The following is a 26,416-nucleotide window of genomic DNA, read 5'->3' on the forward strand; positions in this document are numbered from 1 at the left end:
CGCTTATGAATCGTTTTGCATCCCGTCAACACCAATCAGGGGCTACGGCCAAACACTTACAAGCCTACGGGCGACGTATCGGCACAATCTTGCTGATACCTTTGCTGGTCAGTTGCGGACAATATCTCGACACCAGCCCCGACCGCAAATTGGTCAAGCGCGTGGAAGAACGCTTGAAGCCCGATGAGGGCTTGCCGCTGCCGGCGATCTCGCAGCTGCCGCCGCAGACCGTCGAGCAGGCCTTGCCCAAGTTTAAGGAAGGCCGGCCCAAGTCGGCGACTATTCTGCCACCGCCCAGCGCGACGAAACCGGAATTACCCAAGGCAGCACCGGAAGCGAGCAAGCAGTTGTCCATCGCGGCGGTGCGGAGTATGGCTTTGGAAAACAACCTGGATTTAAAAATAGCCCAGGCCGACCCGAAAATCGCCGCCACCGCGGTCAGCGAGGAAGAAGCCAAGTTCGACGATTTAATCTTTGCCAAGGCCAAATACGGTAAGAAAAACACCCCGGCGCAAAATCTGGATGTCGTTAGCTTCACTCCGGTTGATTCAAATTCGCCACTGAAAAACGAAATCGACAAACTCACCGCCGTGCCGCAGGAAACCGAGATGCTGGATATGGAGGCCGGGATCGTCATTCCGTTGCGTACCGGCGCCAAAGTGACCGTCAGTTCACCGTTCGACGGCAAACGGCAATTTCGTGGCGTCGCTTCCGACCAGTATCAAAACGCGCTGCGGTTTTCCATCAGCCAGCCCTTACTGCGCGACGCCGGGATTTCCAATAACGTCGCCGGCATCCGTATCGCCCGCTACGAGCAACAAGCCGTCGACGTCAAAACCCGCTTGCAGGCGATTCGGGTATTGGCCATGGTCGAGCGGGCTTATTGGAGCCTGTATGTGGCTTGGGGCGAATTGGACGTGCGCCGCCAGCAGTACGAAAACGCCTCCAATAATCTAAGCATGGTCAGAAAACGCGTGGCGGAAGGCTTGACAGCGAGCATCGAAATCAACCGGGCAGAAATCGGCGTGGCCGAACGCCTGGAGTCCTTGATTATTGCCGAAACCAGCCTAAAAACCCGCCAACGTCAGTTGAAGTTGTTATTAAACGCGCCCGGCCTGGACCTGGATTCGCAAACGCTGCTGATTCCCGAAACCTCGCCGACCCTGCTGGAGTTTAATCTGGACCGCGAGCAACTGGCGCAACGCGCGCTGGACGGCCGCTTGGAATTGCTGGAATTGGAGTTGAAACTGGCGGCTGACTTAACCAAAATCGACTACCTCAGCAATCAAACCCTGCCGATGTTCATGCTGGATTACAACTACGCTGCCTTGGGCCGCGATACCTCGTCCTACAGCGGCGCTTTCGACCAGACCTTAAGCGGCAATTACTCGGACTGGTCGGTGGGCTTACGCATGGAAATTCCGCTGAGCAACGAACTGCGCCGGGCTCGCCTGGACCGCGCCGTGCAAGAACGCATGCAACGCCTGACCAGCCAACAGCTACGCGAATTGAGCGTGCGCCGAGAAATCTACGATGCGTTGGATCAAATGAACCAAAACTGGCAACGCATTCTAGCCACCCGCCAAAACGTGGTGCTGGCCGGCCTGAATTACGATGCCGAACTCAAACAATTTAAGGAAGGCTTGCGGACGATGACCGAAGTACTGGAAACCCTGACTCGTCTCGGCGAAGCGCAACTGCGCGAGGTGCGCGCCATCGGCGATTATCAAGTGTCGATGATAGACCTGGCATTTGCTACCGGAACTTTGCTGGGACATAGCCGGGTGGATTTGGGATGGCAAAACAATTGAATTTAAAGAGGCGCAAAAGTCTTGCACCTCTGCGTCCCAAACCTGTCATTTGCCAAGATTTACCCATAAACCCGGCGTATTCATCTCCTGCAAACCGTCCTTGGTTTGTCTATTAAGGACGGAGGGTATTAATGATGGCAGCCTGCGCCGTGGACATGCCCATGGGAAACCTCATCGGCGGTGGCCGGTCTGACTTCGATGACTTCAACGTCAAAGGTCAAATCTTCGCCTGCCAATGGGTGATTGCCATCGATGGTGACGTCGTCGCCGTCGATCTCAACGATGGTGATGATGCCTGGACCATGGCTGACATCCGCGTGAAACTGCATGCCTATTTCGATATCCATACCGTCGAACATTTTTTTGGATACGACCTGGACCATTTCCTCTGACACGTCGCCGTAAGCCTGATCGGCAGCGATGGTCACGTTGAATTTATCGCCAGCTTGCTTGCCGTTTAACGCCGCTTCCAATCCGGCAATAATGTTGCCTGCACCGTGCAAATACAACAAGGGCTCTTCGCCTCTGGAACTATCCAGCTGCTCACCGTCTTGGTTGGTTAAGGTATAATGGATAGTAACCGCTGTTTTGTCTGTGATTTGCATAAGCGTCTTCGCTGGATGAAAAAAAGCCGACATCATATAACCTTTTCCCCGAAAAAACATGTCACGCTGGCGCCCGCCCGGTCCTAAATCGTCGCCTTACGTCACCGCCGAAAGCTATCGCACCCTGGAAACAGAACTGAAGCAGCTTTGGGAGCGACGTAAGGACGTAACCATTGCCCTGTCGGCCGCCGCCGCAGAAGGCGATCGCTCTGAGAATGCCGAGTATCAATATCGGAAAAAAGAATTGCGGGAAATCGACCGCCGGATTCATTATCTGCAAAAACGCCTGCCCTCGTTGACCGTGGTTTCCGAAAAACCGGCCAAACAAGATCAGGTTTTTTTCGGCGCGTGGGTGACGCTGGAAACCATGGATGGCACGGAAATAACGTATCGCATAGTTGGCGCCGACGAAATCGATACCACGGGCGGCTTGATCAGTTTGGATTCGCCGCTGGCCAAAGGCTTATTGAAAAAAATGCTGGACGATGAAGTGGCGATACGCCACGCTGACCAGGAAACGCGCTATTACATCACCGCAATCCGCTATTGAAGCACTATGAACTCACATGCGTCATTGACCCGCTGCAAATGGTTCTGCATCGTTTTGCTGCTAACCATTCTTGACTTCGGCCCAATACCGCTAATGGGTTTGCCGCTACTTTATATCCTGGCTTTCCGCCCACGCTGGTTCAAGGAATTGGTCGACCGCATTTATTCATGAATAAACCGCACTACCTGTTTGTCTACGGCACACTCCGTAGAGACCACCAAAATCAAATCCAACACCCATTCCTGAGCACTTGCCTTTACATCAATGATGCATCGATGCGCGGCGAACTATTTGCAATAGATGCCTATCCTGGTGCTATTGCTGCTGGTACCACTCTGGTCAAAGGCGAGCTGTACTTAATGCAAGACCCCGAACAGACATTGTCGGCATTGGATATTTACGAAGAATGCACCGCGCAATTTCCGGAGCCTCATGAATACATGCGCCGCGAATTGGCGGTAAGCCTACCGGACGGACAAACTATTTCGGCCTGGACCTATCTTTACAATCGGCCTCTCACTGGCCTAAAACGCATCGATTGCGGCGACTACCTTAACTATCTGCAGGACAAATCATGATCAGCATCATCCAGCGCGTGACCCAAGCCAAAGTCACCGTAAGTACCATCGACATTGGTGTGATCGGCACCGGCATCATGGCCTTGGTGGCGGTCGAGAAAACTGATACTCCCAAGCAAGCCGACCGCCTGCTGGAACGGATATTGAATTACCGAATCTTTGCGGACGCTGACGACAAAATGAATCTGAGCTTGCGCGATATTAAGGGCGGCCTGCTGCTGGTACCGCAATTTACCTTGGCAGCCAACACCGACAGCGGCAACCGGCCCAGTTTCGCCTCGGCTGCCGCGCCGGAAATGGGTCGAGAGTTATTCGCTTACTTGCAGCAGCGGGCGTTGGAAGTATACCCCTCCAGCCAGTTCGGCGAGTTCGGCGCGGACATGAAAGTGGCATTGATCAACAATGGTCCGGTGACTTTTACGCTGCGATGTGTGGAAAAGTAGCATGGCATCAACATCGGAAATCAGACAGGGAGTTAGAGCAACCTTGTAACACAATCGGTACTCAGCGGAACCGATAGCAAGGGTAAAGCCCATCTGATCTGTGTTAAATAACATAATTTAATTTGCCTAACGCGCGTCATCTCCCTACAATTACCCCACCTTAATTACCACACGAGAAATACATATGAAAATTCAACATTTGCTAATCGCCTTAGCCTTGCCTGCACTGCTAACCCTAACGGGCTGCGAATCGGCAAAACCGGTCGAAGCAACTGCTGAGCCCGCGGTAGTGGCACCAGCACCAGCTGAAACCGCCGCCCCCGCTAATGCGGCACCCGCAGCACCGGCCATGAACCCGGAACACTGCGCAAAACACAAAGCCGATGCCGCAGCACACAATTGTGTCGAGCATTGCGCCAAACACAAAGGTAAAAAAGGCAAAGCCTGTCTGAAGCATTGCGCTGATAAAGCCGCAGCCGAACACGATTGCGCAAAACATTGCGCCGATCACCCAGGCGCTAAAGACAAAGTCTGCGCACAACATTGCGCGCAAGACAGCAATGCCAGCGCACACCAATGCGGCACCGAACATTGTGCCCATCACGAAGCAGCCGCCGCCGCCAATTGCAGCAGCCAACATTGCGCCCATCATCAAGGTGGCGCAGCGCATGATTGCAGTGCCGATCATTGCAAAAAACACGGCGGTGACATGGCCGATTGCTGCGGTTCCGCGCATAAATGCGATAAATAGTTTGTAATCGCCTATCGGATCGGGCTTAACTGCGGCCGCTACTCCACCCGCAGTTAAGCCCACCATACAAATCCGGCTTAGTACACCAGCCCTTACCCCTCTCAAAAAACTAATGCCTGACATGTGTCGGCAATAGATTTACATCCATACTCGCCTACACTCCGACTTATTCGACGCCTGATCAGCTTGATCTGTTTCGTTGCCGAATAGCTTACAACTGCGCTAAATTCTCGAATCCGGCCAACTAGGCCAAAGACCTTATTGTTTTGCCATAGAGGACGTCATGGCCGAATCCAATCACAACCCCACCATTGTTGCTGCGATCTTTGGTGTCAACGGCTCGATTAGCATGGCTATCATCAGTAACTGGGATAAATTGACCGGACAACAGAAGGCTACGGAAACGACTCTGACTCAAGCGATTGCGACGCCGCCTTACGCGCCGCTAAAGAAGGAAAAACCTGCAATAGTTTTGCCTCCTCAGGTAATCGACATCAGCGGTGATTGGTATAACTCAGCTGCTCCCACTGCAGGCGGCACCCACATCGATCAGCAAAACGATAGTTTTCAATTCCAGGCTTGGGGAATGCTGGCGCAAGGCGTAGGCTATACAAACGGCGCCAGAATTACCGCGACCTGCACCGACACTATTATGGGTACTTATATATCTGCCGGTGTGCGGCAATGAGGCGGAATACACAAACAGCACATTGTGTGCGAATGGCTGTCTGTGATTAAAGCATCTAGCGAATGGCCAACAACGCTCTTAATACATCAACCCGGCTAATCATTCCGACAAACTCGCCGTTTTGAAAAACCGGAAAACTCCTGGTCGGCGTTTCCTGAAACTTACTGGCAACATCCACCAGACTGGCATCGGCATTAACAACTTGCGGGTCTTTGGTCATGAACTCCCCCACTGTTCCGGCCATACTTTGGTTGTAAGCGGATTCGACGAATACTTTCATACCATCTTTTTCGGAAAAAATCCCCACCAGCTTACCGTACTCGTCAACAACCGGCACGCTGGTGATCTTGTTATCCAATAAAGTCTTAACCGCCTTAGAAATTTCGGTATCGGGGGTAACGGTAACGACTTTGGTCGACATGTAATCGACTACAGCTATTTTGGCTAGCATGGTGTACCTCCTATTATTATTTTTTATTCTATTCTCGGACAGTAATACGACGGACCGGTTCAGCCGCAGCTCAGCTCTGTCCTAAGCAATTATTATAAAAATCCCTCGCACTAGCTAGTTTTATTATTCCCCGACGTAATTGCAGGCGTCACTTAAAAAGCCATTCGATAAAATGGCAAAACTTGCGGCAACAAACCGGTAAGTACCTACGAAAACCCTTGGCAATTCCGGCTTCATTAAAATCCTCCCGAATCGCTGATTATTTCGCATGCCCTCGAAAGAGCTATGCGTCTGCCTTATCGAGCTAGACTTGTACGAACTTACATTTACGTACTTTTGAAAATGGACACCAAAAATGCTTGATCCCCATGGCAATCAAACCGGATCCCAGGATTTCTCCTTACGCAAACTGCTAACCGTATTAACGGTGACAGTGGCTGCGTTGCTGGTAGTTGGCAATGTCTTTGTCTGGATTACCCACAGTCATCTACAAACAGCGGAGACCGAAAAGCAGCGACTGGTAAACGCTTCGTTGGCGTTTAAAGATGTTCGTTATCATGTCGTGCAAATCCAGCAGTTTCTTACCGATGCCTCCGTGGTTGGCGAAGACGATTACAACGAAGCCTTGACGGAAAAAAATGCCGCTCATGCCAAATTGGCGAGTTTATTGGCGATGATGCCGGAATTAACTTTAGAGATTAACCAAGCCGATCAGTCCGTGGGCGCGCTTTATGCCACCGGCGAACTCATGGCGAATGCCTATTTTCACCACGGCCGTGAAGCCGGCAACCTTATTATGAAAACCCCGGAGGATGGGTTCGACGCTGCCTCGGAAATCCTGGCCAATAAACTGAATCAGCTTGCCAGCAAATTGGAACGTCAAGTGAGCACTGCCTCGCAACAACAAAACCAGATGCAAAGCCAAATGTTTGCCGTCAGCGCCACGGTTGCCGGCTTGGCTTTGCTATTGATAGTGTCCACTAATATCTGGCTAACCCGAAAGCTATTTACAGTGTTGGGCGGCGAGCCGAGCTACGCATCTAAAATTGCCGGCAGTATCGCCAAGGGCCAATTGGACATTGATGTCGCCACCGAGAAAAACGACACCACCAGTTTGCTGGCAATTATGAAACTTATGGGCCAGGAACTGACCGCCCATATGCGCCAGATCAACGCAGTAAGTAAGCAAATAGGCCAATCTTCCTACCAAATATCCAATATTTCCGGGGGCATTTCCAATGCCAACCGTTCGGAACAGGCCCAATCTTCTGATGTAAAAGCAGCTACCGAAGAATTACGCGCCACTACCGAAGAAGTCGAACGCTTTTCGGTCGAGATCCGCCAGCGCACCCAAGAAACGCAAAACACCGCGCAGAGAGGTATTATCGCTGTTAACGAAAATCTTGAAGAAATGCATCGAGTAGTCAATGAAGTGGAAAATGCGGAAGCTAAAACCCTAGCCCTGCGCCAAGCCAATCGGCAAATTCAGGATATTACCGTCACCATCCGTAACATCACCGAACAAACCAATTTATTGGCGTTAAACGCCGCCATTGAAGCGGCCAGAGCTGGTGAATACGGCAGAGGCTTTGCAGTGGTAGCCGATGAAGTGCGAAAACTGGCACAAAACGCGTCCGGTGCTACTGCCGAAATTGCCAGCATTATTGCCGAGTTAACCGACATCATTGAAGATAACACACTCGCGATGGGTTCCATCATCCGAACCACTAAACAAGGCATGGAAAAAGCTGAAATGACCAGCCTGGTGATTAATGAAATTGTCGGCCAGATAGAAGAAAACGCCGGTACCGCCCAACAAATCTCCAAAATCACCCAATACCAACTGGATAACGTCAACCAGTTGCAGACCAGAGTCCAAGCCCTATTTGAGGCGCTGGGCCAGAACGAATCAAAAGTGAATATTACCCAGACTATCAGCGACGATCTTTATGTGGTCACGGAAAAAATGCGCACCATGCTCGAACACTTCAGTTTCAACTCGCAATGGACGACCAAGCCATCGGCCAACGAAAATCGCAAATTCCCGCGCAGCGACCATTATTTACTAGCACATATTGAAATCGACGACTTGGTGCTTGACGGGGTCACTGCTGATTTCAGCATGTCCGGCGCCTGTCTGCGTATGCCCATAGCACTACCCCGGCCGGTAAACAGCGCCATCGCTATTCAGCTACGTATTCCTTATGACAATATTCAGCAATATGAAACTCAACCACCGCTGGAGCTGGCGTGCAGCATAGTTTGGTACAAAACTGTCGACGGCGAGCACCATTACGGCGTCAAATTCAACGAATTCCTGCCACCCGAAACCACGCAGAGCTTAAAAACCTGTTTCGCCTTTTTTAACCAGTCGGCGACATATTAGCTAAGGCTATCAATTGTCGTGATCCACAATTTGGCTGAACTACCTACCGATCTGCAAGCGCGGACGTCCGGGCCGCTTTAAGTGGCCGATAACCGTGGGCGAACTAATCATAAAAACGCGGCAATCGAAACAGGAATTGTCGAACTTGGCGTTTCAAACAATCTGTACGCAATAGATTACATGGCACTCTCTGTTTGAATTGCAGCGACCCTCCTGCGCCGACGCCTTCTTTTCCTTCCAGGGCTTTGATATTCTATGAAGACCACGCCGGGTTGTTGTAGGCATCGAAAAACACGGCTTAGGCCCCCAGAAGCCCTGCCCTAATGCCAGCTTCAGGCAAACAGCAAAAGCTGTCTGCCCAAGCTTATTTTTCAGACATGTTGAAAAATCCCGGCTTTAAGTTACCTTTATGTAGGCGAGTGACTACGCAAAATGAAGTGTTTTTTAGATCACAAGCCGGATAAGCCAAACCGGAAGCCGAAAGCAGTGACAGGGTTAATAATACGAGCACGAGCAACACTTAAACCGTTATACGTTTATCGATGAAAACCACATGAGTAAAGGCACCACTTACATACCGTTTTACGATTTCTCGCCCAGCCTTAACGCCGGCTACCTCAAACAAATCCTGCCACTCCTGGTGAGTCATAACGTTGCGGCCAATCCTATCAATTACGCGATTTGGTACGATTATGTGGCCGGTGGCAACCCGGCCTTAACCAAAGCCGTGAATTTGTTACTCGAAGAACACAAGTCCTTCGATTGCGACAACAGCGTAGAGCTTTACAGATCTCATATTTGTAATGCGTCTTTGGAATCTTTTGAGCACATCAACAAGCAGTTGCACAAGGCTATCGAACAAGCCACCAGCGCGATCAACGACACCTATAACAAAGCCGAAGAAACCAACGACAGCTTTCAGAAAAAATCGGTCATTTTGGAGAATTCCACCATATCCGACGGGTTGAAAATTATCTTTCAGGAAATCATCCAGGAAACCAAATCGTTGGCAATGACCAGTCAAGCCATGCAAGCCAAGCTGACTGAAGCTAATCACGAAATGGAGCAATTACGCACCGAACTGGCTGAAGTCAGGCAAATCGCCACTACTGACGGCTTAACCGGCTTGTTGAATAGACGTGCGTTCGACATGACCTTAGTCGAAATCATCGATCAATCCCAACCCGATACCGCCTGCCTGACCATGCTGGATATAGATCATTTCAAACGCGTTAACGATACTTACGGCCATACCGTCGGTGACAATGTCATCAAATATGTAGCGTCTTTGATGAGGAAACATGCAGAAGATCATCATCACGTGGCGCGTTACGGCGGCGAGGAATTGGCTATCATCATGCCCAACACCAGCCAAGAAAAGGCGATACAAATATCCGAAAATATTCGCAACGCGATGGAAGCCAGCCGCTTGCAGCGCAAAAATGATAATCAATCGCTAGGCACCATCACCCTGTCGATCGGCGTTGCCAGATTACAAGTAGGCGACAACCCGGAAAGCTTTATCGTCCGAGCCGATAACGCCCTGTATAAAGCCAAGCAGAGTGGCCGAAATCGGGTAATACATTCATAGGCAAGCCAGGCATTAGCGCTCAGTCAGGTGCTGCACCACCAAACTGCCCACCATATCACCCTCGACGTTGACCATGGTCCTTACGGTATCCAGGATACGGTCTATTGGTAACAATATGGCAATGGCCTCGGGCGGCAAACCTACTGATTGCAACACCATCATCATGGTCACCATGCCGGCGCTAGGAATACCCGGCGCGCCGATAGCGGCAATCATCGTGGTAAAACACACGATCAATTGTTGAGCTAAATCTAGCTCAATACCTGCTAAATTAGCGACAAATAGCGCTGCGGCAGCTTCGTATAGTGCGGTGCCGTCCATATTCATTGTAGCGCCCAGCGGCACCACAAAACCGGCGATACTGGGTTTAACGTGCAGATACCGCTCAGCGCAGCGCAAGGTTACCGGCAATGTCGCGGAGCTGGAACTGGTAGCAAACGCGGTTATCAACGCTTCGCGTGAACCGCGAAAAAACGTTAACGGCGTAAGCTTGGTGACAAGAAACAATAATAGGGGCAACACGACGAAACCATGCAGCAATGTCGACCCCACCACCACCGCTATAAACTCGGCCAGGCTGCTCAACAATGCCATGTTCTGTGTCGCCAGCAACTTTGCCAGCAAGGCCATAATGCCGAACGGCGCCAGCCGCATGATCCAGCCTACCAAGCGTAGCATCAACTCCAAGCCTTCCTGCATCAACAGCAATATATTACGGTAACGGTCGCCACCCACCACTAAGGCGATACCTAACAACAACGCAAACATCACAATGGCCAGCACATTGGCTTGCGCCAGAGCAGCGAACGGATTGATAAATAGACCGTGCAGAAAGCTGGCGATGAATTCGGCAAACGTCATTTGCTTGGCTGCAAAATCCTGACCAGCGTTCTGGAACAGGTCCAAATTCAAGCCCTTTCCCGGCTCGAAACAATTGGCTGCGCCTAGGCCCAACAGAATAGCCAAGACCATAGACAGTGCGAAAAAGCCCAGCGTGGACATCCAGACCCGATGCAATTGGCTGTGCATGCGCAAATTGGCGACTCCCACCGCGATGGAGGTAAACACCAAGGGCACCAACACCATTTTCAACAAGTCTATGAATAAAGTACTCAATAGACCGCAAAAGTAGAGACCTTGTTTGGTAACAGCAGCTTCCGGTCCAAGCTTGGCAAAGCCTAATCCCAGCGCTATACCAACTAGAGTGCCAAGAAAAATTTGTGTGTTTAATGCGACTTTCAATACGGCCTCCTGAAAACGCGGCTATCGTTAAAAGCCAAAAATATTGGGATTGATGAAACGTAAACCTAACCACCAGTTTCGAAACGCTACAAAGGGACGGTGTCCCCATGATACCGGCGAAGATTAGCTTTAAGGTTAGCTATTTCGGTAAAATCACCCGCTATGACGACAACCACAAACACCACCGAAACATGTTTATGCGGCTCCGGCCTGCATTATCCGGAATGCTGTGGCCGTTATCACGGCGGCAAACACTACCCGTCAACGGCGGAAGCCTTGATGCGCTCGCGCTTTAGCGCTTATGCCCGGCGCGACGTGGACTATTTATTAAACACTTGGGACACCGGCAAACGGCCGGCAGCTATCGACTTTTCCAAGGAAACCGCGCAATGGCAAAAATTGACCATAGTCGGCACAAAAAAAGGCACTGCGCATGACAACAAAGGCATTGTCGAGTTTAAGGCATTCTACCAACAAGACGGCGAAGACTATTTCATGCACGAAATCAGTCGTTTCGTTAAAACCCATTCGCGTTGGCTCTATCTGGATGGCGTGATCAAGGCAGCCGGTAAAGTCGCAGCGATGACTGACACTGGCAAGAATGCGCCTTGTTCCTGCGGCAGCGGCAAGAAATTTAAACGTTGCTGCGGGCGCTAAAAACCGTCTTTCAACCAAACCCGATCAGCGTAACGCATCCTGAAAACCCAATTGTTTCCAGGCTTCATAAAGCACTATCGCGACGGTATTGGAGAGATTGAGGCTGCGACTTTCCTTACGCATCGGCAAATAAAGCTGCCGTTCAGCCGGATGCTGACTCAGAAATGCAGCTGGCAAGCCCCGCGTTTCCGGGCCGAATAACAAGGCATCTCCGGTTTGATAGCGCACCTCGCTATAACCGGTGTTGCCTTTGGTAGTTAACGCAAATAAACGTGGGGGCTGGGCTTTTTCGACGTAATCGTGCAACGAACCGTACTGGCGAATGCTCACCCATTCATGATAATCCAGCCCGGCGCGACGCAAACGTTTGTCGTCCAAATCAAAGCCCAAAGGCTGGATTAAATGCAGATGCGCACCGGTGTTCGCACATAAACGGATTATATTGCCGGTATTGGCCGGTATTTCCGGCTCGAACAAGACAATATCGATCATCGTTTTAGTATTTTTCCACGTCCACCGGCGACAGTTTCCAGATTTCGCGATTGTATTCGCTAATGGTCCTATCAGTGGAAAACTTGCCGCTGGCCGCTGTGTTGAGAATGCTCATTTTGGTCCAGCGATCCTGGTCACGCCAAGTTTCCTCGACACGTTTTTGCGCATCCAGATAACTGCGAAAATCGGCAATAGTCATCCAGGGATCATGCGGACTTTTAATCGAAGCAATGATGTCATCGAAAATGCCCGGCTCGAATTGATTGAAATGCCCGCATTCCAACAAACGCATGACGCCTTGCAAATCGCCGTCCTGATTGATAAACCAGCTAGGGTCGTAATGCGGCCGGAGGGCCTCGACTTCGGTTTCGGTTAAACCGAACAAGAAGAAATTCTCGGCACCAACCTCTTCGCGAATTTCGATATTGGCGCCGTCCAAAGTACCGATAGTCAGCGCCCCGTTCATCATGAATTTCATGTTGCCGGTGCCGGACGCTTCCTTACCAGCGGTCGAGATTTGCTCCGACAAATCCGCACCAGGACAGATTTTCTCCATCGCCGACACGCAATAATTGGGCATAAATACCAATCTAAGTTTTTCGCCAACGTCGGGATCGCCATTGATGACGTTACCGACATTGTTGATCAGCTTGATGATTTTTTTCGCCATCACATAACCTGGCGCAGCCTTGCCGCCGATCAGGACGCAGCGATCCACCCAGTTTTGGGTATCGCCGCGCTTGATACGATCGTAAAGATGGATCACATGCAGCACATTCAGAATCTGCCGCTTGTATTCGTGGATACGTTTGACTTGCACATCAAACAAAGCATCGACATTGATCTCGATGTCGTGCTCTTCTTTTTTGTAATCGACCAGGCGCTGTTTGCTGGCACGATTTAAGTCGTACCATTTTTGTCTGAACGTGGTGTCCTCCGCGTACGGTGCTAATTTAGACAATTGCGAGAGATCGGTAAGCCAGCTATTACCGATGGTTGCGGTAATGAATTCCGCCAATTCCGGATTACAGCCGGCCAGCCAGCGCCGAGGGGTAACACCATTAGTTTTGTTGTTAAACTTCTGCGGCCAGAGTTCGTAAAAGTCTCTAAACAGCCCTTCCTGCAGTAATTTGGAATGTAGCTCGGCAACGCCGTTAACCGAGAAGCTGCCAACGAGTGCCAAAAAGGCCATCCGCACCTGCTTTTGATGGCCTTCTTCGATAATGGACATCCGCGCCATGCGTGGGTTATCGCCGGGCCAATGCGCCGAGACTTCAGCCATGAAGTGCGCGTTGATCTCAAAAATGATTTCCATCAAGCGCGGCAACAAATTCTGCATCAGATTAACCGACCATTTTTCCAGCGCTTCCGGCAACAAGGTGTGATTCGTATAAGCCATGGTATTGCGGGTGATATTCCAGGCTTCTTTCCAAGACAAACCGTGAATATCCATCAACAAACGCATCAGTTCGGCGACTGCGATGCTGGGGTGAGTATCATTGAGCTGGAAGCAGTTTTTCTCTGCGAATTTACTGAAATTGTTGCCATGGCGACCTACCCAATTAGCGATCACGTCCTGCAAGCTGGCCGAGGCTAACAAATATTGCTGTTGCAGGCGCAAGGCTTTGCCGTTTTCGTTGGCATCGTTGGGATACAGCACCATCGTGATGTTCTCTGCGGTGTTTTTCTCGGCTACCGCTTCGGCGTAATCGCCGGCATTGAATTCCTCTAAATTAAATTCCTCGGTGGCGATGGCTTTCCACAAACGCAAGGTGTTCACCGTGCCGTTTTTATAACCTGGTACCGGCGTATCGTAAGGCATTGCAATTACATCGTGCGTATCCAGCCAACTACTGCGCTTGTTGCCTTTTTCATCGATATGCATTTGCGTGTGGCCGCCGAATTTGATGCGATGCATGTATTCCGGCCGTTCGATTTCCCATACATTGCCCATCCGCAACCAATGATCCGGTCTTTCAATTTGCTCGCCGTTGACGATTTGTTGAGAAAACATACCGTATTCGTAACGCAAACCGTAGCCGGTGACCGGTAATTGCAAGGTCGCACAACTGTCAATGAAGCAAGCCGCTAAACGCCCCAAACCACCGTTACCCAAGCCGGCATCGGGTTCGCTTTCTATCAGTTCCTCGGCTTCCAGCCCCAGATCATACAAGGCTTGCGTAATGATGTCGTCCACACCCAAATTCAACATCGCATTGCTCAGCGAGCGCCCCATCAAAAACTCCATTGACAGATAGAAGGCTTTTTTACAATCGGAGTCACGATAGACGTTATAGGTTTTCTTCCAGCGCTCGACCAAGCGGTCGCTGATCGCCAAAGATAAGGCCTCGTAAGCGTAATGAGGGGAACGGCAATTTTGGTCGCGTCCGAGCCGATGACTGTAATAATGTTTGAAATCGGCAATGAAATGCTTTTTATCCATGCCCAACTTGGGGAGCCTGGTAATATCGGCGGCGGGGTTACTTTTATGAAAGACTCTATGCGGCATAGTGGTTACCCTTGAAGACAATGAAAATTAAGTACTCTGGGCCGCTGATATTGCAAGACTGTAAGCCATGCAGAAAGGACCTCAAATAGGTTTGTCGGGCACCCGCGACACCCCGTGTAAGGTGTCGCGGTTTAACATCAGTTTAATTTGCCGTGGCATTGCTTGTACTTTTTGCCGGAACCGCAAGGGCAAGGATCATTACGGCCCACTTTGTTGCCGAGCCTGACAAAAGGTTGCTCCGCACTCTCCGATTCTGAATCGGGCTGGGCTGTTTGTACCATCGGCTCGTCTTCAAAAATCGAATGGGCTTCCGCATGTTCGTAATGCATTTCCAGCGGCGCCTGGCGTTGTTCATCAATCGCTTGCACATCTTCTTCGCGCGCCACTTGCACTTTGGCGAGTATTCCTACCACTTCCTCCTTGATATGAGTCAACAGGCTGGTAAACATTTGGAAGGACTCGCGCTTGTATTCCTGCTTGGGATCTTTCTGCGCATAGCCTCTGAAATGGATGCCTTGGCGCAACTGATCCATCGCCGCCAAATGTTCTTTCCAGCTATTATCCAGCACTTGCAACATTACCGATTTTTCAAAATGGCGCAATACTTGAACGCCTACAGCTTCTTCGCGGGCGTGACTTTCCTGCTCGGCTTTTTCAATAATTAACTGGCGCAATTTCGGTTCGTTCAACGTGCGGTCATTGTCCAGCATGTCCACCAACGGCATCTGCAGATTAAACTCTTGCTGCAAATGACTTTCCAAGCCGCGCACATTCCACTGTTCTTCCATGGTTTTCGGCGGAATGTATTCGGTGATTACATCGTTCAGGACGTCGGCACGAATCGCGTTGACGATGTCGTTAATATCCTCGGCCGCCATCAACTCATTACGTTGCGCGTAAATAACCTTGCGCTGATCGTTGGCCACATCGTCGTAAGCCAGAATTTCTTTTCGAATATCGAAGTTGCGATTCTCTACTTTGCGTTGCGCGCTTTCGATGGAACGCGTCACCCAAGGATGCTCGATGGCTTCGCCTTCTTCCATACCCAGTTTTTGCATCAAACCGGCTACCCGCTCGGACGCAAAAATCCGCATCAAGTCGTCTTCGAGAGACAGATAAAAACGGGTGGAACCGGGATCACCCTGCCGGCCGGAACGGCCACGCAGCTGGTTGTCGATCCGCCGCGACTCATGACGTTCCGAACCGATCACATGCAGACCACCGCTGGCTAATACTGTCTGATGTCTATCCATCCAAGCACCGCGCGCTTTTTCTTTATCGGCTTCACTGGCATCCGGACCCAAGGCAGCCAGTTCGGCATTCATATTGCCTCCCAACACGATGTCGGTACCGCGACCGGCCATATTGGTGGCGATAGTGACAGCGCCTGGCATACCGGCATTTTCGATGATGTGCGCTTCGCGCTCGTGCTGCTTGGCATTCAACACTTCATGGCGGATGTTTTGCTTTTGCAACATGGCTGAGATCAGCTCGGAGTTCTCGATCGAAGTAGTACCGACCAACACTGGCTGGCCACGCTCTACGCAATCTTTAATGTCTTCGATCACTGCATTGTATTTTTCCCGCGCCGACAGATAAACCAAATCGCCTTTGTCTTTGCGAATCATCGGTCTATGGGTAGGAATCACCACCACTTCCAGACCGTAGATTTTATTCAACTCGAACGCTTCGGTGTCGGCGGTGCCGGTCATACCGGACAACTTGGTGTACAGACGGAAATAATTCTGGAAGGTGATGGAGGCCAACGTTTGGTTTTCATTCTGGATAGACACGCTTTCTTTCGCTTCCATCGCTTGATGCAAACCCTCAGACCAACGCCGTCCACTCATCATCCGACCGGTGAATTCGTCGACGATAATGACCTGACCGTCCTTAACCACGTAATCCACATCTTTTTGGAATAGCACATGAGCCCGCAACGACGCATTCAGATAGTGCATCAAGCGGATATTGGCAGCCTCGTATAATGTCGAACCATCAGCTATCAAGCCGTGCTCCGCCAATAGTTTCTCGACATGCTCGTAACCGGCCTCGGTCAAATGGATCTGCCGAGATTTTTCGTCTACAGCATAATCGCCAGGCATTTGCTCCTGTTTTTCCGGATCGTCGGACTTTTCCTGTTTAGTCAGATACGGGATGATTTGATTGGTTTTCAGGTAAACATCGGTACTGCCCTCCGCCTGACCGGAGATGATCAACGGCGTTCTGGCTTCGTCGATCAAAATCGAGTCAACCTCGTCGACGATGGCAAAATTCAGTTCGCGCTGAACTTTTTGTTCCAAACTGAAGGCCATGTTGTCGCGCAGATAGTCGAAACCAAATTCATTGTTGGTGCCGTAAGTGATGTCTGCGGCATAGGCGACTTGCCGTTCCTCATGGTTCAAATCACTGACGATTACACCGGTGGTCAAGCCCAGGAAACCGTAGAGTTTACCCATCCATTCCGCGTCGCGGCGCGCCAAGTAGTCGTTCACAGTCACCACATGCACGCCTTTGCCCGGCAAGGCATTTAAATAGGCGGCCAGGGTTGCCATCAGGGTTTTACCCTCACCGGTTTTCATCTCGGCAATCTTGCCGTTATGCAACACCATACCGCCGATCAACTGCACGTCGAAATGACGCATGCCAAACACACGGGTCGATGCTTCCCGCACGGTAGCAAAGGCTTCTGGGAGTAAATTGTCTAGCTTTTCGCCTTGGGCAAGTCGGTCGCGAAATTCCTGTGTTTTCCCTTGCAAGGCCGCGTCGGATAATTTTTCGTATTCGGTGGCCAGGACATTTACTTTCTTGACTAGCTTGCGTTTCTTCTTGACCAGCCTGTCGTTACGGCTGCCAACTACCAATTTAACCAGCTTACCCAGCATGATATTTCCAGAGTGAGAGTGAACCAAAGTTTGCGATTATAAACGGTATGGGGCGGCTGTGACCAGAAAACAAGCCTGATAAAGTCGGACGACTAGCCAGTCGGTTTGCCTATATCGGGTATTTAAACGGGGCTATCAGCGATGTGAAACGCGATTTTTTTGCATACAGCTGCAGTCTAGTGCCAAAAATTCGCTATTTCCATCGCGGCAAATCAGGGGCAGCACAGACGTGGACAAGCCAATCGATCAGCGTATAATTCGCCGGCTTCGGCCATTGCGGCAACAAGCATTAGACATCATTCTTCTGGCTTTAAGAACTTATGAAAATAGTCATTCTCGGTGCCGGCGTTACCGGCTCTTCGGTTGCCGGCGCATTGGCCAGTGAAGAAAACGATATTGTCGTTATCGACAAAAACGCGCATTTGCTCACCGCATTAAAAGGCCGCCTGGACATAGCCACGGTCGAAGGCAACGCCGCCCATCCCAGTGTTCTCGAGCAAGCCGGGATTCAAGACGCTGACATGGTGATTGCTGTTACCGACCGCGACGAGACCAATATGTTGGCCTGCCAGGTGATCAACACCCTTTATAGCAAGCCCAAAACCATCGCCCGCGTCCGCGCCATCGACTTTTTGAACCATCCCGAACTGTTTGAACCGGGTGGCATTGACATCGTCATCAGCCCGGAACAGGTGGTGACCGAATCCATCCATAATCTAATCAAATATCCGGGCGCACTGCATGTTTCCGAGTTTGCCGACGGCTTGGTCAGGCTGTTTTCGATTCGGGTAGTGCCGACCGGTTTTCTGACCGGCAAACGCATTCACGCTGTGAAAGAAAAGCTTGCCGACAGCATGATCCGGGTCGCGGCGATTTTCCGCGACGGCAAAGCCATTGCGGTGAACGGCGAAGCGGTGATTGCCACCGGCGACGAAGTATTCTTCGTCTGCCCGCGCGACAAAGTGCGTAAAACCCTGGTGGATTTACATAAACTGGAATCGCCGATCAAAACCATTATGCTGGCCGGCGGCGGCCATGTCGGCAAGCGTCTGGCGATTGCATTGGAAAAAAACTACCAAGTCAAAGTCATCGAACAAGACATCGAACGTGCCCGAGAAATCTCCAACGACTTACGCCACACCTTAATTCTGCATGGCGACTGCACGGACGAATCGCTGCTACAAGAAGAAATGATCGAAGACATCGATTTGTTCTGCGCGATCACCAATAACGACGGCATTAACTTGATTTCCGCCGGACTGGCGAAAAAACTCGGCGCCAAAAAGGCTATCTGCCTGATCAACAATAATTCCTACCTCAAGCTATTGGATGGCACCGAGATCGACCTGGCGATTCAGCCGAAACTGGAAACCTTGGGCGGCATTCTAAAACACGTCAGAAAAGGCGACGTGGTCGGCGTTAGCTCTGTGTGCGGCGGCAGCGCCGAAGCGATCGAAGCCATCGCTCACCGCAGCAAGAACGCCGGCTCCGTGGTCGGCTTACGCGTGGATCAAGTGAATTTACCGGACGGCGTAATCTTGGGTGCGCTGATTCGCGAGAAAGAGGTCATTCCGGTGCATCACGACACAGTATTCGCGGAAGGCGACCATGTGGTGATGTTTGCGCTGAACAAAAAAATGGTTAAAGACATCGAAGGGTATTTCCAGCCTATCTAACCCGCCAAATCCGCATCGATAAACGCCAAAGCCCGCTGCGGCAAACCGTCGCTGCCCTCACATAGCAATGAAGCCTGACTGTCCTCGTGCACCGCTGTCATCAACTGCAACAGCTGCATTTCGATTTTCAGTTTTTCCTGCGGCTCTTGCGCATCCCACATCCGGTTCAATAATTGTTTAGCGTGATGATGAATCGTAAAAGCCACGGCTTCGGGTAAATGCGCGTAACTGCTACGCAACGAATCCTTCAGCTTATCCAGCGACTGCAGATATTGCTGATAGTCTTTTAAATCCTGCTTGCACTGGGTTTTCACCATCGCCAGCTCGTTGCTGTTGCGGGCCTTGTTGACAGCCAGCTCGTGAGCTAGTTGCTGCGACTGTTTTTTCAGTTGCGCCACCAAGGCCTGTTCTGCCAGCGCCTTGACTTGCCGCAAATCGGCGACATCTTCATGCCTGGACAAATGCCATTGCAAATTATCGTCGCGACTGCGCCGTAAAAACGCCAGCGCTTCGCCCAGCCAGCGACTAATCGGTAACATGGAGCTGTTGACGCAAAGTCAACATTGCCGCGGCATTGGCTTGTTTACGATACTGGCGCAAGGCTTTGCGCAGATTTTTATATCGGGTAGCCGGCAGTTGCGCCCGCGCCACCTGCAATTCTTGGCTAACCGAATCGGATAACGCTCCGAGCTGTTTTCGGTTATCGGCAGCAAGCAGGCGTTGCCGCTTGAATCTATGCAAATAGCTCAACTGCCGCCATTCAGCAGCCTGACGCCGCTCCACGTCTTGCCGCCTAACTTGCAAAAACCATAGATGCCGCAACGCAGAGGACTCTTGATTGAAATATACACACAGTTCGTGGCAAATCGCCTTGAATAAGCTCAGTATTCCAAGCAAAGCCAACAACGCCAAAGCCAGTAACATCACTTTGCTCGCTATCAAATAAAACAAACCCATCAACAAGGCCATGCCAAACTGCAAACAGACAAAACCCAACAGAAATAGCAGCATTGCCAAGCTGCCTATTAATAGTCCGCTATAGAAAAGTCGTCCGAACATGAGTAATCAGGGCCGTTCGATGAACTCCAGCGCGTTACCGTCACGGTCACGGCAAAACAGCGCCTTGCGTCCGGAAATACTCACAGTGTAAGCCGTACCGGTTCGCTCCAGATCCTCGAGCAAGACATCGATCGAATCGATATGCATCGCCACATGCCTATCGCGACCACCATGCGTTGGCCTACCGGTGGTGGGATCGGGATTATCCAATTCCAGCAAATGAATCTGTTGCGCACCGATTTGCAACCAAGCGCCGGGAAACGGCAGATTCGGCCGCTCGGTCTGCTCCATTCCCAACACATCGCGGTAAAAAAGCAGCGACTGCTCGGTATCTGAAACGATCAAACTGGCGTGATGAATAGTAAAATTATGTTTGGACATGGCAATCAACAGTTGATTTGAGGCCAGGCGATTATACCGCCCGATACTTTACAGCGTAGGTTTTCAACCAATCCAGACTGGCTGCGGTGTCGGCTGTCGGCCGATACTCGGCCCCAACCCAACCTTGATAGTTAGACGAAGCGATAATATCGAACAGGCTAGCGAAATCCACAACACCGCTACCCGGCTGGCAGCGCCCAGGACAATCGGCAAACTGAATATGACCTATTTTGTCCAGATGTTGGCTCAAAAATCCGGCACAATCTTCGCCCATCCGGCTCATGTGATAAATGTCGTATTGCATGAATAAATTCGGATGGTCGATTTGCTTTAGCACATTCAGCATTTTGTCGCCGTTGTCGACGATAAAGCCTGGCATGTCGTGGCTATTGACCGCTTCGAATACGGTTTTGATACCCAATTCGGCAAAAGCCGCTGCGGCGTACGCCAGATTTTCCAACAAGGTTGCTTGATATTCACTCAAGCGTTGTGAGTTAAGGCAGCAACCAGGCAGCACGTTAATAACGCTTGGCTTCAAACGTGCGGCATAAGACAGCGTCTGCTCTACAGCCGCTTTAAATTGATCGCGTTTTTCCGGAGCCGCCGCCAAACCCTCGCCGCCCTGCAGCAAAGTCTCGGCATCGACATTGAACAACACCAACTGTAAATCCTGCTGATCCAATAGATCGGCGATTTGTTCGGCTGGCAGCGAGTAAGGAAACTGGATTTCCAGCGCATCGAAACCATGCTGTTTAGCAACCTGGAATCGCTCAGGCAACGGCAGTTCGGTAAACAATAAGCTCAGATTGGCGGTAAAACGCAGCATTAGTCTTGGGTGTAAAGCTTGATTAGCGTCGCGGGATCTTGTTCCAGAAAGCCGCCACTACCATGTAATTGCATCAGTTGCGCGGCCAAACCGGACATCGGCACTGCGCTGCCTTGTGTGCCAGCCAAGTCAACGGCCATATTTAAATCTTTCAATAAGGTTTTCACGCGCCATTTCACAGGCTCGAAGCGCTTTGCGGCCATTTCCGGGCCGACGATTTGCAAGGGTTTAGAATCGGCAAAGCCGCCCGCCAGCGCTTCGGGAATTTTTGCCACATCGACGCCGACCGACTTGGCCAGCGCCATCATTTCTGCGATTACCAGCACATTGCAACTGACGATCATCTGATTGCAGATTTTGGTAGCCTGACCGCTGCCGACCGTGCCCATGTGGGTCAAGCGGCTATACAACGGCTGCAACACTTCCCTGGCAATTTCAATATCTTGTACTGCGCCGCCAGCCATGATCGCCAGACTACCCTGCTCTGCGCCGGCCGTACCGCCGGATACCGGCGCGTCTACCCAGCGCATGCCGCAAGCAGCTTGCAATTGAGATGCCATGCGCCGGGTCACTTCCGGATGGATGCTGGACAAATCTATGAGCAATTTATCAGAGCTGCCGTTAGCGATGACCTGTTCCTTCACCACCGCTTCCACGGCCTCGGTATCGGCCAAGCACAAAATCACCACATCGGAGGCTTTTACCAGCTCACAAACACTGCCACAGGCTTTAGCCCCCGCACTGTTAACTAGATCTAGCTTGGCGGCCGTACGATTCCAGACATTGACTTGAAAACCGGCCGCCAGAAGCCGCAGGGTTAGCGGCTGGCCCATCAGGCCTATACCGACAAAACCGAGCGTGTAGCTTTGTTCTACCATATTGGAGCTCGCCTTTATTCGAATAGTGCCGGGCTTAAATCCAAACGTTCGGTATCGCCCCGACCACTCATCAAGTGCTGATGGACAATTTGGAACGCTTCGTCGAAATCGGCATTTACAAAACGTTGCGATAAATGCGCGCAAATAGCATACAACCCTGAATAATGTACGGTCTCGCCGGAGGTGCATTGGTTGATTTTTTCGGATAGCACGCGCATAACCGATAACACCGAACCATCCTGCCGCCAATTGGCGGATACCGCGATAACGTCGTCACCGCGACTGGCAATAGCCGCCAGCGCATTAAAGGATAAATCCACTAAACCGGCTAAAATTTTGGTTAAGTCGCCACTGGCAATCGCTCTAAAAGTCTCGCTACCGCAATCCAATAGTAAGGCCTGACGCATGACAATATCCATATTGGATAAATGCCCAGATTCGCCGTCATCTGGCTGATTAATACCGAATTTCCGATGAAAATCTCTAACTTGTTGTAAATGTTTGTTCATGGCTTTGCTCTGAGTTTAATTCAAGAATTCGAGGGCTAACATGCGCGATCAGACATAGAAATCGGGCTATCGCGCTTCCCCGCTAAATATCGCAGGAGTGTGACACCGCAGAACACGGAGAGTGCATCATTTGTTAAATGCGTTAACGCAATTGCCGACGCGATTCAATCAGCGACAAACTGACTATCACGATCAGCAAGAACAAGGAAGTTTCCAGTAACAAAAACGCAGCTATTTTGAAATAGGCGAAAGATGGATCGACATAGCGCACCAACCAACCGCCCGCTTCATCGGCTATCGCTGCTGCGTAAACTATGGCGCTGATCCAGACTTTCATCAGGGTCGGCAATGAGGTCATCAACATTAGATGCGTCAGCGTCAATACCAGCATGCCCATTGCGAACAAATGAAAATGACTGACTTCCAGCAGACTTTGATAGCTTTTCGGCTCGTTAAACTCTTGCTCGCTCCCCAAATAATAAGAAACCACGGACTCCGGGGTAAGATTCATTTTATGGAAATACATCAAGCCATTGCTGATCCACAATAAGGCCACATAGGCCAGGAACATCAAAATCAAAGAATTGATCAACAGCTGGCGATTCTGTTCGCCGGTAACAAAAAAACGCATCAGTGTGACTTGTTTTGGATAAGAACTTGATAAATCGCCAACACTTTGCGGGCACTATTGATCGCGGCACGGGTACTGAGCGTCGCGCCGGCCACACCTTGAATGTCCTTGCTTAGACTCAACTCCTCGATGGAATGATTGGCCAGCAAGTCCATCCAGCGCTCCGGCGGCAGATATTCAGGCGGCTCGTGAAACGCCAAGGTATAAACGTTACGCAATTTGCCTTCCGGCGTTAACACGACCAGCAAGGTTTCCGGCTTGGTTCTAACGGTACGAGATTCGATGGCGGCATAAGCAATTACAGTACCTTGCTTCTTGCCGACATAGAAACTGAACAGATTGGATTCCAGCTTGACCTTGGCTAGTTGTTCGATCTGCACCACTTCTTCAGGCGTGGGAAACAGCGATTGCATTTCTACGGTAGCGTCGTCACCGAACGCCAGCTTCATCGCTTCTTCTTTGCTGTAAAACACCGTGGCGTAAGCATTCAGAGTGGTTAAGCAAAAAACCAGCGAAATCAGAAAGAACCGGAAATATTTTGAAAAAAGCATGCTTTGGAATAACCCAATAAGTATATGAGACGGCCGTATGATAGAGAGAGGCCATCGATTTGCCAAGCCGAAGCGTTCGATAACTGGGTTTGGCTCTTCCTGTAAAACCGGGAATTGCCCCATCGATCAAGCCGACGGGGCCAACAGGCAATAACAAAGTGTTGTTAAAAAATAAAGCCTACACCGAGATTGAAATCATCGGGTGACGTACCGGCTTTCTGATTGAAATTGCGGTAGTCGGCCTTGATCACCACATTAGGTATCGGTTTGTAGTTCATACCGATCTGGAAAATTTCGATATCTTTGGTCAAGTCGTCAAGTTGTCCCACCGGCACTTTAGCAAGAGTATCCAATCGTTCGTAGCGGAAAAACGGCGCTAAATATTGGGTGGTATCTTGCAGGAAGTGCGGCAGGATGTCGTAACCAAGCTCGCTATACCAACCGTAGTTTTCGGAACCAATGACGCCGTTACCATTATCTGCTGCCAAATTGCTTGCGCTTAGCAAAGCCGCATTACCAATATGCCCGAAAGACCCCAGCGTACGAAATTCCACGCCGCGATATTTCCATTGCAGATGGGCTTCGTACAACTCCGTCATCACATCGGCTTTCTGACCGCCGAAAAACTGATTCTGACCGGATTTACCCAAATAAGCGGAGCCACCTACGCTCAAACCAGGCACAAAAGCCGGCGCATAGTCCATTCGCCCTACATAAGCCAAATCTTCGGCCATTGCTTGGCTGCCACCTTGCCGGCCTTCAGCAATCCCGCTGGACGCAAAACCACGGGCATTCATACCATTCACGACATAGGTCGTATACGTTAAACCTGGCAACAATTCACCAAACAAACCCAATCCATTTTCGTGCCAAGTGCTGGGAATAATACGTTTTTCAACTTCTGGACGATTGTTACCGAAGTAGAATGGCGGCTCATGAATTTGGTTAATGAAGCCCATTGGCATCAGCACCATACCAGCACGCACATTTGCCATTCTGTTGATGAAAAAATCCAAAGACGCAAATTCTACAGAAACTTCGCCTCTCTCCTCACCGCCTTCACCGGTAGTGCCGTGCTCAAACTCAATCTCACTGTTAAAAAGGATACTGTCGGTAAATTTATAACCGGCATAAATAACCAAGCGCTCTAAATCGGCATTATTTGGATTTTTTACATTACCATCTTCATCTCGCCCACCTTGGTCGTTTACCCTAGCCTGGTAATTGGCTTCGCCATAACCGCCTAAAGATAAACCCTTGCTTGCTTGATAAACTTTCGAAGCCGCCGGACCTAAACCATAAGCGCTTTTGTATTCGACCTTCTCCGGCACCACCAATTCAGTCCGAAGCTTTTCCACTTCTTCCGTCAGCACATTGGTTTTACGTTCCAAATTGCTAACTTCTCCCGTTGCTGGCTTTTGCGCCACAGCCTCCAGCTTTTTGGTCATGCTATCGATTTGCTGTTGCTGAGCCTGGATGATCTTCCACATTTCATCCATGGATTGTGGCTTTTCGGCGGGAATGCCTGCAGCATCCACCCCGGTACTGACGACAAGTGTCGAGATCGCGGCGCTAAGTATTGAGTTTAATGGCTTCATATCGGTCTCCAAGAATTTGAGACTCGAGTATAAAACCCCTATAACAATTAATGCAAATCATTCTCAAGACCATCCGCATTACTAAGACAAAATCCATCTCCAAAAAAAAATCCGCACTTGCTAACTAGAGCGGGACGCTGAGATAAAATCCAGTTTTTCGGTACGCTTCATTTTTTTGATTAGCGCTTCCCTTCTGGAAGCTGAGACCCGGTCATGTCCGGTTTCGACAAAAACCAATTGGCGAGGCTGACGGCTTCTGAAATATTTTGCCCCCTTCTGCATCAGATGTTGACGAAAACGCCGCTCCACATCAGTACTAATGCCGGTGTATAAGCTGTCGTCGTCACATTGGATAATATAGACTGACCAAGTTGACATAGGCCTTTTATTAGGAATCGGCTGATTTATTCAACCAGCCGTTCAGCAAAACCGCAACTAATACTCCAAAACCGACATAGGCATAACGAACGACGAAGATCAGTGCGGTGCTCTGGCTGTGACTTGCAGCATCTTTGATACCGGGCGTAACCGCCAGTGTCCAGAACAGCGCCGCCAAGAAATAAATCAACGCGCCCGACAACGCCCATGAAATTGCCGAGCGACCTGAACGTGGCGCAGTGTTATAAAACCAAATACCGACCAAGGCGGCTGCCATTGAACCTAACATA

General features: G+C 50.5%; 27 protein-coding genes. 10 read left to right on the forward strand and 17 right to left on the reverse strand.

Features of this window, described 5'->3' with window-relative positions; translation table 11 throughout:
* The first annotated feature begins 5 nt into the window (after positions 1-5).
* Positions 6-1,811, forward strand: coding sequence for a TolC family protein (locus EBA_RS12310; protein ID WP_225616220.1), 1,806 nt, complete (start codon positions 6-8; stop codon positions 1,809-1,811).
* A 128-nt stretch (positions 1,812-1,939) separates the two neighbouring features.
* On the opposite strand, the gene EBA_RS12315 is transcribed toward EBA_RS12310, so the two are convergent.
* On the reverse strand, positions 1,940-2,416 hold the full coding sequence (locus EBA_RS12315) for an FKBP-type peptidyl-prolyl cis-trans isomerase (protein ID WP_192374982.1): 477 nt from the start codon (positions 2,414-2,416) through the stop codon (positions 1,940-1,942).
* 58 nt (positions 2,417-2,474) lie between these two features.
* Between EBA_RS12315 and greB the strand changes: the two genes are divergently transcribed.
* From greB to EBA_RS12340, 5 genes are all read left to right on the forward strand, one after another.
* Positions 2,475-2,966: a transcription elongation factor GreB gene (gene greB / locus EBA_RS12320; RefSeq protein ID WP_192374983.1), complete on the forward strand. Its 492-nt coding sequence runs from the start codon at positions 2,475-2,477 to the stop codon at positions 2,964-2,966.
* Between the two features lie 167 nt (positions 2,967-3,133).
* Positions 3,134-3,544 carry a gamma-glutamylcyclotransferase family protein gene (locus tag EBA_RS12325; RefSeq protein ID WP_192374984.1) on the forward strand — a complete coding sequence of 137 codons (411 nt, stop codon included), beginning with the start codon at positions 3,134-3,136 and terminating at the stop codon, positions 3,542-3,544.
* Positions 3,541-3,987: a D-aminoacyl-tRNA deacylase gene (dtd, locus tag EBA_RS12330; RefSeq protein ID WP_192374985.1), complete on the forward strand. Its 447-nt coding sequence runs from the start codon at positions 3,541-3,543 to the stop codon at positions 3,985-3,987. The genes EBA_RS12325 and dtd overlap by 4 nt, the downstream gene beginning before the upstream one ends.
* Positions 3,988-4,171: 184 nt before the next feature.
* Entirely contained in the window at positions 4,172-4,738 is a 567-nt protein-coding gene (locus tag EBA_RS12335) for a hypothetical protein (RefSeq protein WP_192374986.1), read from the forward strand.
* A 283-nt stretch (positions 4,739-5,021) separates the two neighbouring features.
* Entirely contained in the window at positions 5,022-5,426 is a 405-nt protein-coding gene (locus EBA_RS12340; RefSeq protein ID WP_192374987.1) for a hypothetical protein, read from the forward strand.
* A 55-nt stretch (positions 5,427-5,481) separates the two neighbouring features.
* On the opposite strand, the gene EBA_RS12345 is transcribed toward EBA_RS12340, so the two are convergent.
* Positions 5,482-5,877 carry a CBS domain-containing protein gene (locus EBA_RS12345; protein WP_192374988.1) on the reverse strand — a complete coding sequence of 132 codons (396 nt, stop codon included), beginning with the start codon at positions 5,875-5,877 and terminating at the stop codon, positions 5,482-5,484.
* Between the two features lie 355 nt (positions 5,878-6,232).
* On the opposite strand from EBA_RS12345, the gene EBA_RS12350 reads away from it, so the two are divergent.
* Together EBA_RS12350 and EBA_RS12355 are read left to right on the forward strand one after the other, a co-directional pair.
* On the forward strand, positions 6,233-8,263 hold the full coding sequence (locus EBA_RS12350; RefSeq protein WP_192374989.1) for a methyl-accepting chemotaxis protein: 2,031 nt from the start codon (positions 6,233-6,235) through the stop codon (positions 8,261-8,263).
* 553 nt (positions 8,264-8,816) lie between these two features.
* Positions 8,817-9,854 carry a GGDEF domain-containing protein gene (locus EBA_RS12355; protein ID WP_192374990.1) on the forward strand — a complete coding sequence of 346 codons (1,038 nt, stop codon included), beginning with the start codon at positions 8,817-8,819 and terminating at the stop codon, positions 9,852-9,854.
* A 12-nt stretch (positions 9,855-9,866) separates the two neighbouring features.
* On the opposite strand, the gene EBA_RS12360 is transcribed toward EBA_RS12355, so the two are convergent.
* Positions 9,867-11,096, reverse strand: coding sequence for a dicarboxylate/amino acid:cation symporter (locus EBA_RS12360; RefSeq protein WP_192374991.1), 1,230 nt, complete (start codon positions 11,094-11,096; stop codon positions 9,867-9,869).
* Positions 11,097-11,258: 162 nt separating this feature from the next.
* Between EBA_RS12360 and EBA_RS12365 the strand changes: the two genes are divergently transcribed.
* Positions 11,259-11,753 (forward strand): YchJ family protein, encoded by a 495-nt coding sequence (locus EBA_RS12365; protein WP_192374992.1) that lies wholly within the window; start codon positions 11,259-11,261, stop codon positions 11,751-11,753.
* 24 nt (positions 11,754-11,777) lie between these two features.
* On the opposite strand, the gene trmL is transcribed toward EBA_RS12365, so the two are convergent.
* The 3 genes from trmL to secA form a co-directional block, all read right to left on the reverse strand.
* Positions 11,778-12,245 carry a tRNA (uridine(34)/cytosine(34)/5-carboxymethylaminomethyluridine(34)-2'-O)-methyltransferase TrmL gene (gene trmL / locus EBA_RS12370; protein ID WP_192374993.1) on the reverse strand — a complete coding sequence of 156 codons (468 nt, stop codon included), beginning with the start codon at positions 12,243-12,245 and terminating at the stop codon, positions 11,778-11,780.
* Between the two features lie 4 nt (positions 12,246-12,249).
* Positions 12,250-14,754, reverse strand: coding sequence for a glycogen/starch/alpha-glucan phosphorylase (locus EBA_RS12375; protein WP_192374994.1), 2,505 nt, complete (start codon positions 14,752-14,754; stop codon positions 12,250-12,252).
* A 137-nt stretch (positions 14,755-14,891) separates the two neighbouring features.
* A complete protein-coding gene (gene secA, locus EBA_RS12380) occupies positions 14,892-17,639 on the reverse strand; it encodes a preprotein translocase subunit SecA (RefSeq protein WP_192374995.1) in 2,748 nt (915 codons plus the stop codon).
* Between the two features lie 320 nt (positions 17,640-17,959).
* On the opposite strand from secA, the gene trkA reads away from it, so the two are divergent.
* Complete coding sequence (trkA, locus tag EBA_RS12385; protein ID WP_192374996.1) at positions 17,960-19,315, forward strand: Trk system potassium transporter TrkA; 1,356 nt, start codon at positions 17,960-17,962, stop codon at positions 19,313-19,315.
* Here trkA and EBA_RS12390 read toward each other — a convergent pair.
* From EBA_RS12390 to EBA_RS12440, 11 genes are all read right to left on the reverse strand, one after another.
* The gene (locus tag EBA_RS12390; protein WP_192374997.1) at positions 19,312-19,854 is read right to left on the reverse strand and encodes a hypothetical protein; all 543 of its coding nucleotides are present in this window, start codon (positions 19,852-19,854) and stop codon (positions 19,312-19,314) included. The two genes, trkA and EBA_RS12390, sit on opposite strands and share 4 nt — an antisense overlap.
* Positions 19,841-20,326 (reverse strand): hypothetical protein, encoded by a 486-nt coding sequence (locus EBA_RS12395; protein ID WP_192374998.1) that lies wholly within the window; start codon positions 20,324-20,326, stop codon positions 19,841-19,843. The genes EBA_RS12390 and EBA_RS12395 overlap by 14 nt, the downstream gene beginning before the upstream one ends.
* A gap of 54 nt (positions 20,327-20,380) precedes the next feature.
* Positions 20,381-20,755: a VOC family protein gene (locus EBA_RS12400; protein ID WP_192374999.1), complete on the reverse strand. Its 375-nt coding sequence runs from the start codon at positions 20,753-20,755 to the stop codon at positions 20,381-20,383.
* 31 nt (positions 20,756-20,786) lie between these two features.
* Positions 20,787-21,581, reverse strand: a complete 795-nt coding sequence (locus EBA_RS12405) for a hydroxypyruvate isomerase family protein (protein WP_192375000.1) — start codon at positions 21,579-21,581, stop codon at positions 20,787-20,789.
* On the reverse strand, positions 21,581-22,459 hold the full coding sequence (locus tag EBA_RS12410) for an NAD(P)-dependent oxidoreductase (RefSeq protein ID WP_192375001.1): 879 nt from the start codon (positions 22,457-22,459) through the stop codon (positions 21,581-21,583). Before EBA_RS12410 ends, EBA_RS12405 begins: the two co-directional genes overlap by 1 nt.
* Positions 22,460-22,473: 14 nt before the next feature.
* Positions 22,474-22,968 carry a nucleoside triphosphate pyrophosphohydrolase family protein gene (locus tag EBA_RS12415; protein ID WP_192375002.1) on the reverse strand — a complete coding sequence of 165 codons (495 nt, stop codon included), beginning with the start codon at positions 22,966-22,968 and terminating at the stop codon, positions 22,474-22,476.
* A gap of 142 nt (positions 22,969-23,110) precedes the next feature.
* Complete coding sequence (locus tag EBA_RS12420; protein WP_192375003.1) at positions 23,111-23,599, reverse strand: hypothetical protein; 489 nt, start codon at positions 23,597-23,599, stop codon at positions 23,111-23,113.
* Entirely contained in the window at positions 23,599-24,150 is a 552-nt protein-coding gene (locus tag EBA_RS12425; protein ID WP_192375004.1) for an FMN-binding protein, read from the reverse strand. The genes EBA_RS12420 and EBA_RS12425 overlap by 1 nt, the downstream gene beginning before the upstream one ends.
* 164 nt (positions 24,151-24,314) lie before the next feature.
* Positions 24,315-25,748 (reverse strand): hypothetical protein, encoded by a 1,434-nt coding sequence (locus EBA_RS12430; protein WP_192375005.1) that lies wholly within the window; start codon positions 25,746-25,748, stop codon positions 24,315-24,317.
* Between the two features lie 120 nt (positions 25,749-25,868).
* On the reverse strand, positions 25,869-26,126 hold the full coding sequence (locus tag EBA_RS12435) for a GIY-YIG nuclease family protein (RefSeq protein WP_192375006.1): 258 nt from the start codon (positions 26,124-26,126) through the stop codon (positions 25,869-25,871).
* A gap of 10 nt (positions 26,127-26,136) precedes the next feature.
* Positions 26,137-26,415 carry a hypothetical protein gene (locus tag EBA_RS12440; RefSeq protein ID WP_192375007.1) on the reverse strand — a complete coding sequence of 93 codons (279 nt, stop codon included), beginning with the start codon at positions 26,413-26,415 and terminating at the stop codon, positions 26,137-26,139.
* Position 26,416: the final 1 nt, after the last annotated feature.

It is taken from the genome of Methylomonas albis (assembly GCF_014850955.1).
Classification (GTDB): Bacteria; Pseudomonadota; Gammaproteobacteria; order Methylococcales; family Methylomonadaceae; genus Methylomonas; species Methylomonas albis.

Coding starts and splice junctions, on each gene's coding strand:
- EBA_RS12310 (WP_225616220.1), top strand. CDS start 6: ATGAATCGTTTTGCATCCCGTCAACACCAATCAGGGGCTACGGCCAAA.
- EBA_RS12315 (WP_192374982.1), bottom strand. CDS start 2,416: ATGCAAATCACAGACAAAACAGCGGTTACTATCCATTATACCTTAACC.
- greB (WP_192374983.1), top strand. CDS start 2,475: ATGTCACGCTGGCGCCCGCCCGGTCCTAAATCGTCGCCTTACGTCACC.
- EBA_RS12325 (WP_192374984.1), top strand. CDS start 3,134: ATGAATAAACCGCACTACCTGTTTGTCTACGGCACACTCCGTAGAGAC.
- dtd (WP_192374985.1), top strand. CDS start 3,541: ATGATCAGCATCATCCAGCGCGTGACCCAAGCCAAAGTCACCGTAAGT.
- EBA_RS12335 (WP_192374986.1), top strand. CDS start 4,172: ATGAAAATTCAACATTTGCTAATCGCCTTAGCCTTGCCTGCACTGCTA.
- EBA_RS12340 (WP_192374987.1), top strand. CDS start 5,022: ATGGCCGAATCCAATCACAACCCCACCATTGTTGCTGCGATCTTTGGT.
- EBA_RS12345 (WP_192374988.1), bottom strand. CDS start 5,877: ATGCTAGCCAAAATAGCTGTAGTCGATTACATGTCGACCAAAGTCGTT.
- EBA_RS12350 (WP_192374989.1), top strand. CDS start 6,233: ATGCTTGATCCCCATGGCAATCAAACCGGATCCCAGGATTTCTCCTTA.
- EBA_RS12355 (WP_192374990.1), top strand. CDS start 8,817: ATGAGTAAAGGCACCACTTACATACCGTTTTACGATTTCTCGCCCAGC.
- EBA_RS12365 (WP_192374992.1), top strand. CDS start 11,259: ATGACGACAACCACAAACACCACCGAAACATGTTTATGCGGCTCCGGC.
- trmL (WP_192374993.1), bottom strand. CDS start 12,245: ATGATCGATATTGTCTTGTTCGAGCCGGAAATACCGGCCAATACCGGC.
- EBA_RS12375 (WP_192374994.1), bottom strand. CDS start 14,754: ATGCCGCATAGAGTCTTTCATAAAAGTAACCCCGCCGCCGATATTACC.
- secA (WP_192374995.1), bottom strand. CDS start 17,639: ATGCTGGGTAAGCTGGTTAAATTGGTAGTTGGCAGCCGTAACGACAGG.
- trkA (WP_192374996.1), top strand. CDS start 17,960: ATGAAAATAGTCATTCTCGGTGCCGGCGTTACCGGCTCTTCGGTTGCC.
- EBA_RS12390 (WP_192374997.1), bottom strand. CDS start 19,854: ATGTTACCGATTAGTCGCTGGCTGGGCGAAGCGCTGGCGTTTTTACGG.
- EBA_RS12395 (WP_192374998.1), bottom strand. CDS start 20,326: ATGCTGCTATTTCTGTTGGGTTTTGTCTGTTTGCAGTTTGGCATGGCC.
- EBA_RS12400 (WP_192374999.1), bottom strand. CDS start 20,755: ATGTCCAAACATAATTTTACTATTCATCACGCCAGTTTGATCGTTTCA.
- EBA_RS12405 (WP_192375000.1), bottom strand. CDS start 21,581: ATGCTGCGTTTTACCGCCAATCTGAGCTTATTGTTTACCGAACTGCCG.
- EBA_RS12410 (WP_192375001.1), bottom strand. CDS start 22,459: ATGGTAGAACAAAGCTACACGCTCGGTTTTGTCGGTATAGGCCTGATG.
- EBA_RS12415 (WP_192375002.1), bottom strand. CDS start 22,968: ATGAACAAACATTTACAACAAGTTAGAGATTTTCATCGGAAATTCGGT.
- EBA_RS12420 (WP_192375003.1), bottom strand. CDS start 23,599: ATGCGTTTTTTTGTTACCGGCGAACAGAATCGCCAGCTGTTGATCAAT.
- EBA_RS12425 (WP_192375004.1), bottom strand. CDS start 24,150: ATGCTTTTTTCAAAATATTTCCGGTTCTTTCTGATTTCGCTGGTTTTT.
- EBA_RS12430 (WP_192375005.1), bottom strand. CDS start 25,748: ATGAAGCCATTAAACTCAATACTTAGCGCCGCGATCTCGACACTTGTC.
- EBA_RS12435 (WP_192375006.1), bottom strand. CDS start 26,126: ATGTCAACTTGGTCAGTCTATATTATCCAATGTGACGACGACAGCTTA.
- EBA_RS12440 (WP_192375007.1), bottom strand. CDS start 26,415: ATGTTAGGTTCAATGGCAGCCGCCTTGGTCGGTATTTGGTTTTATAAC.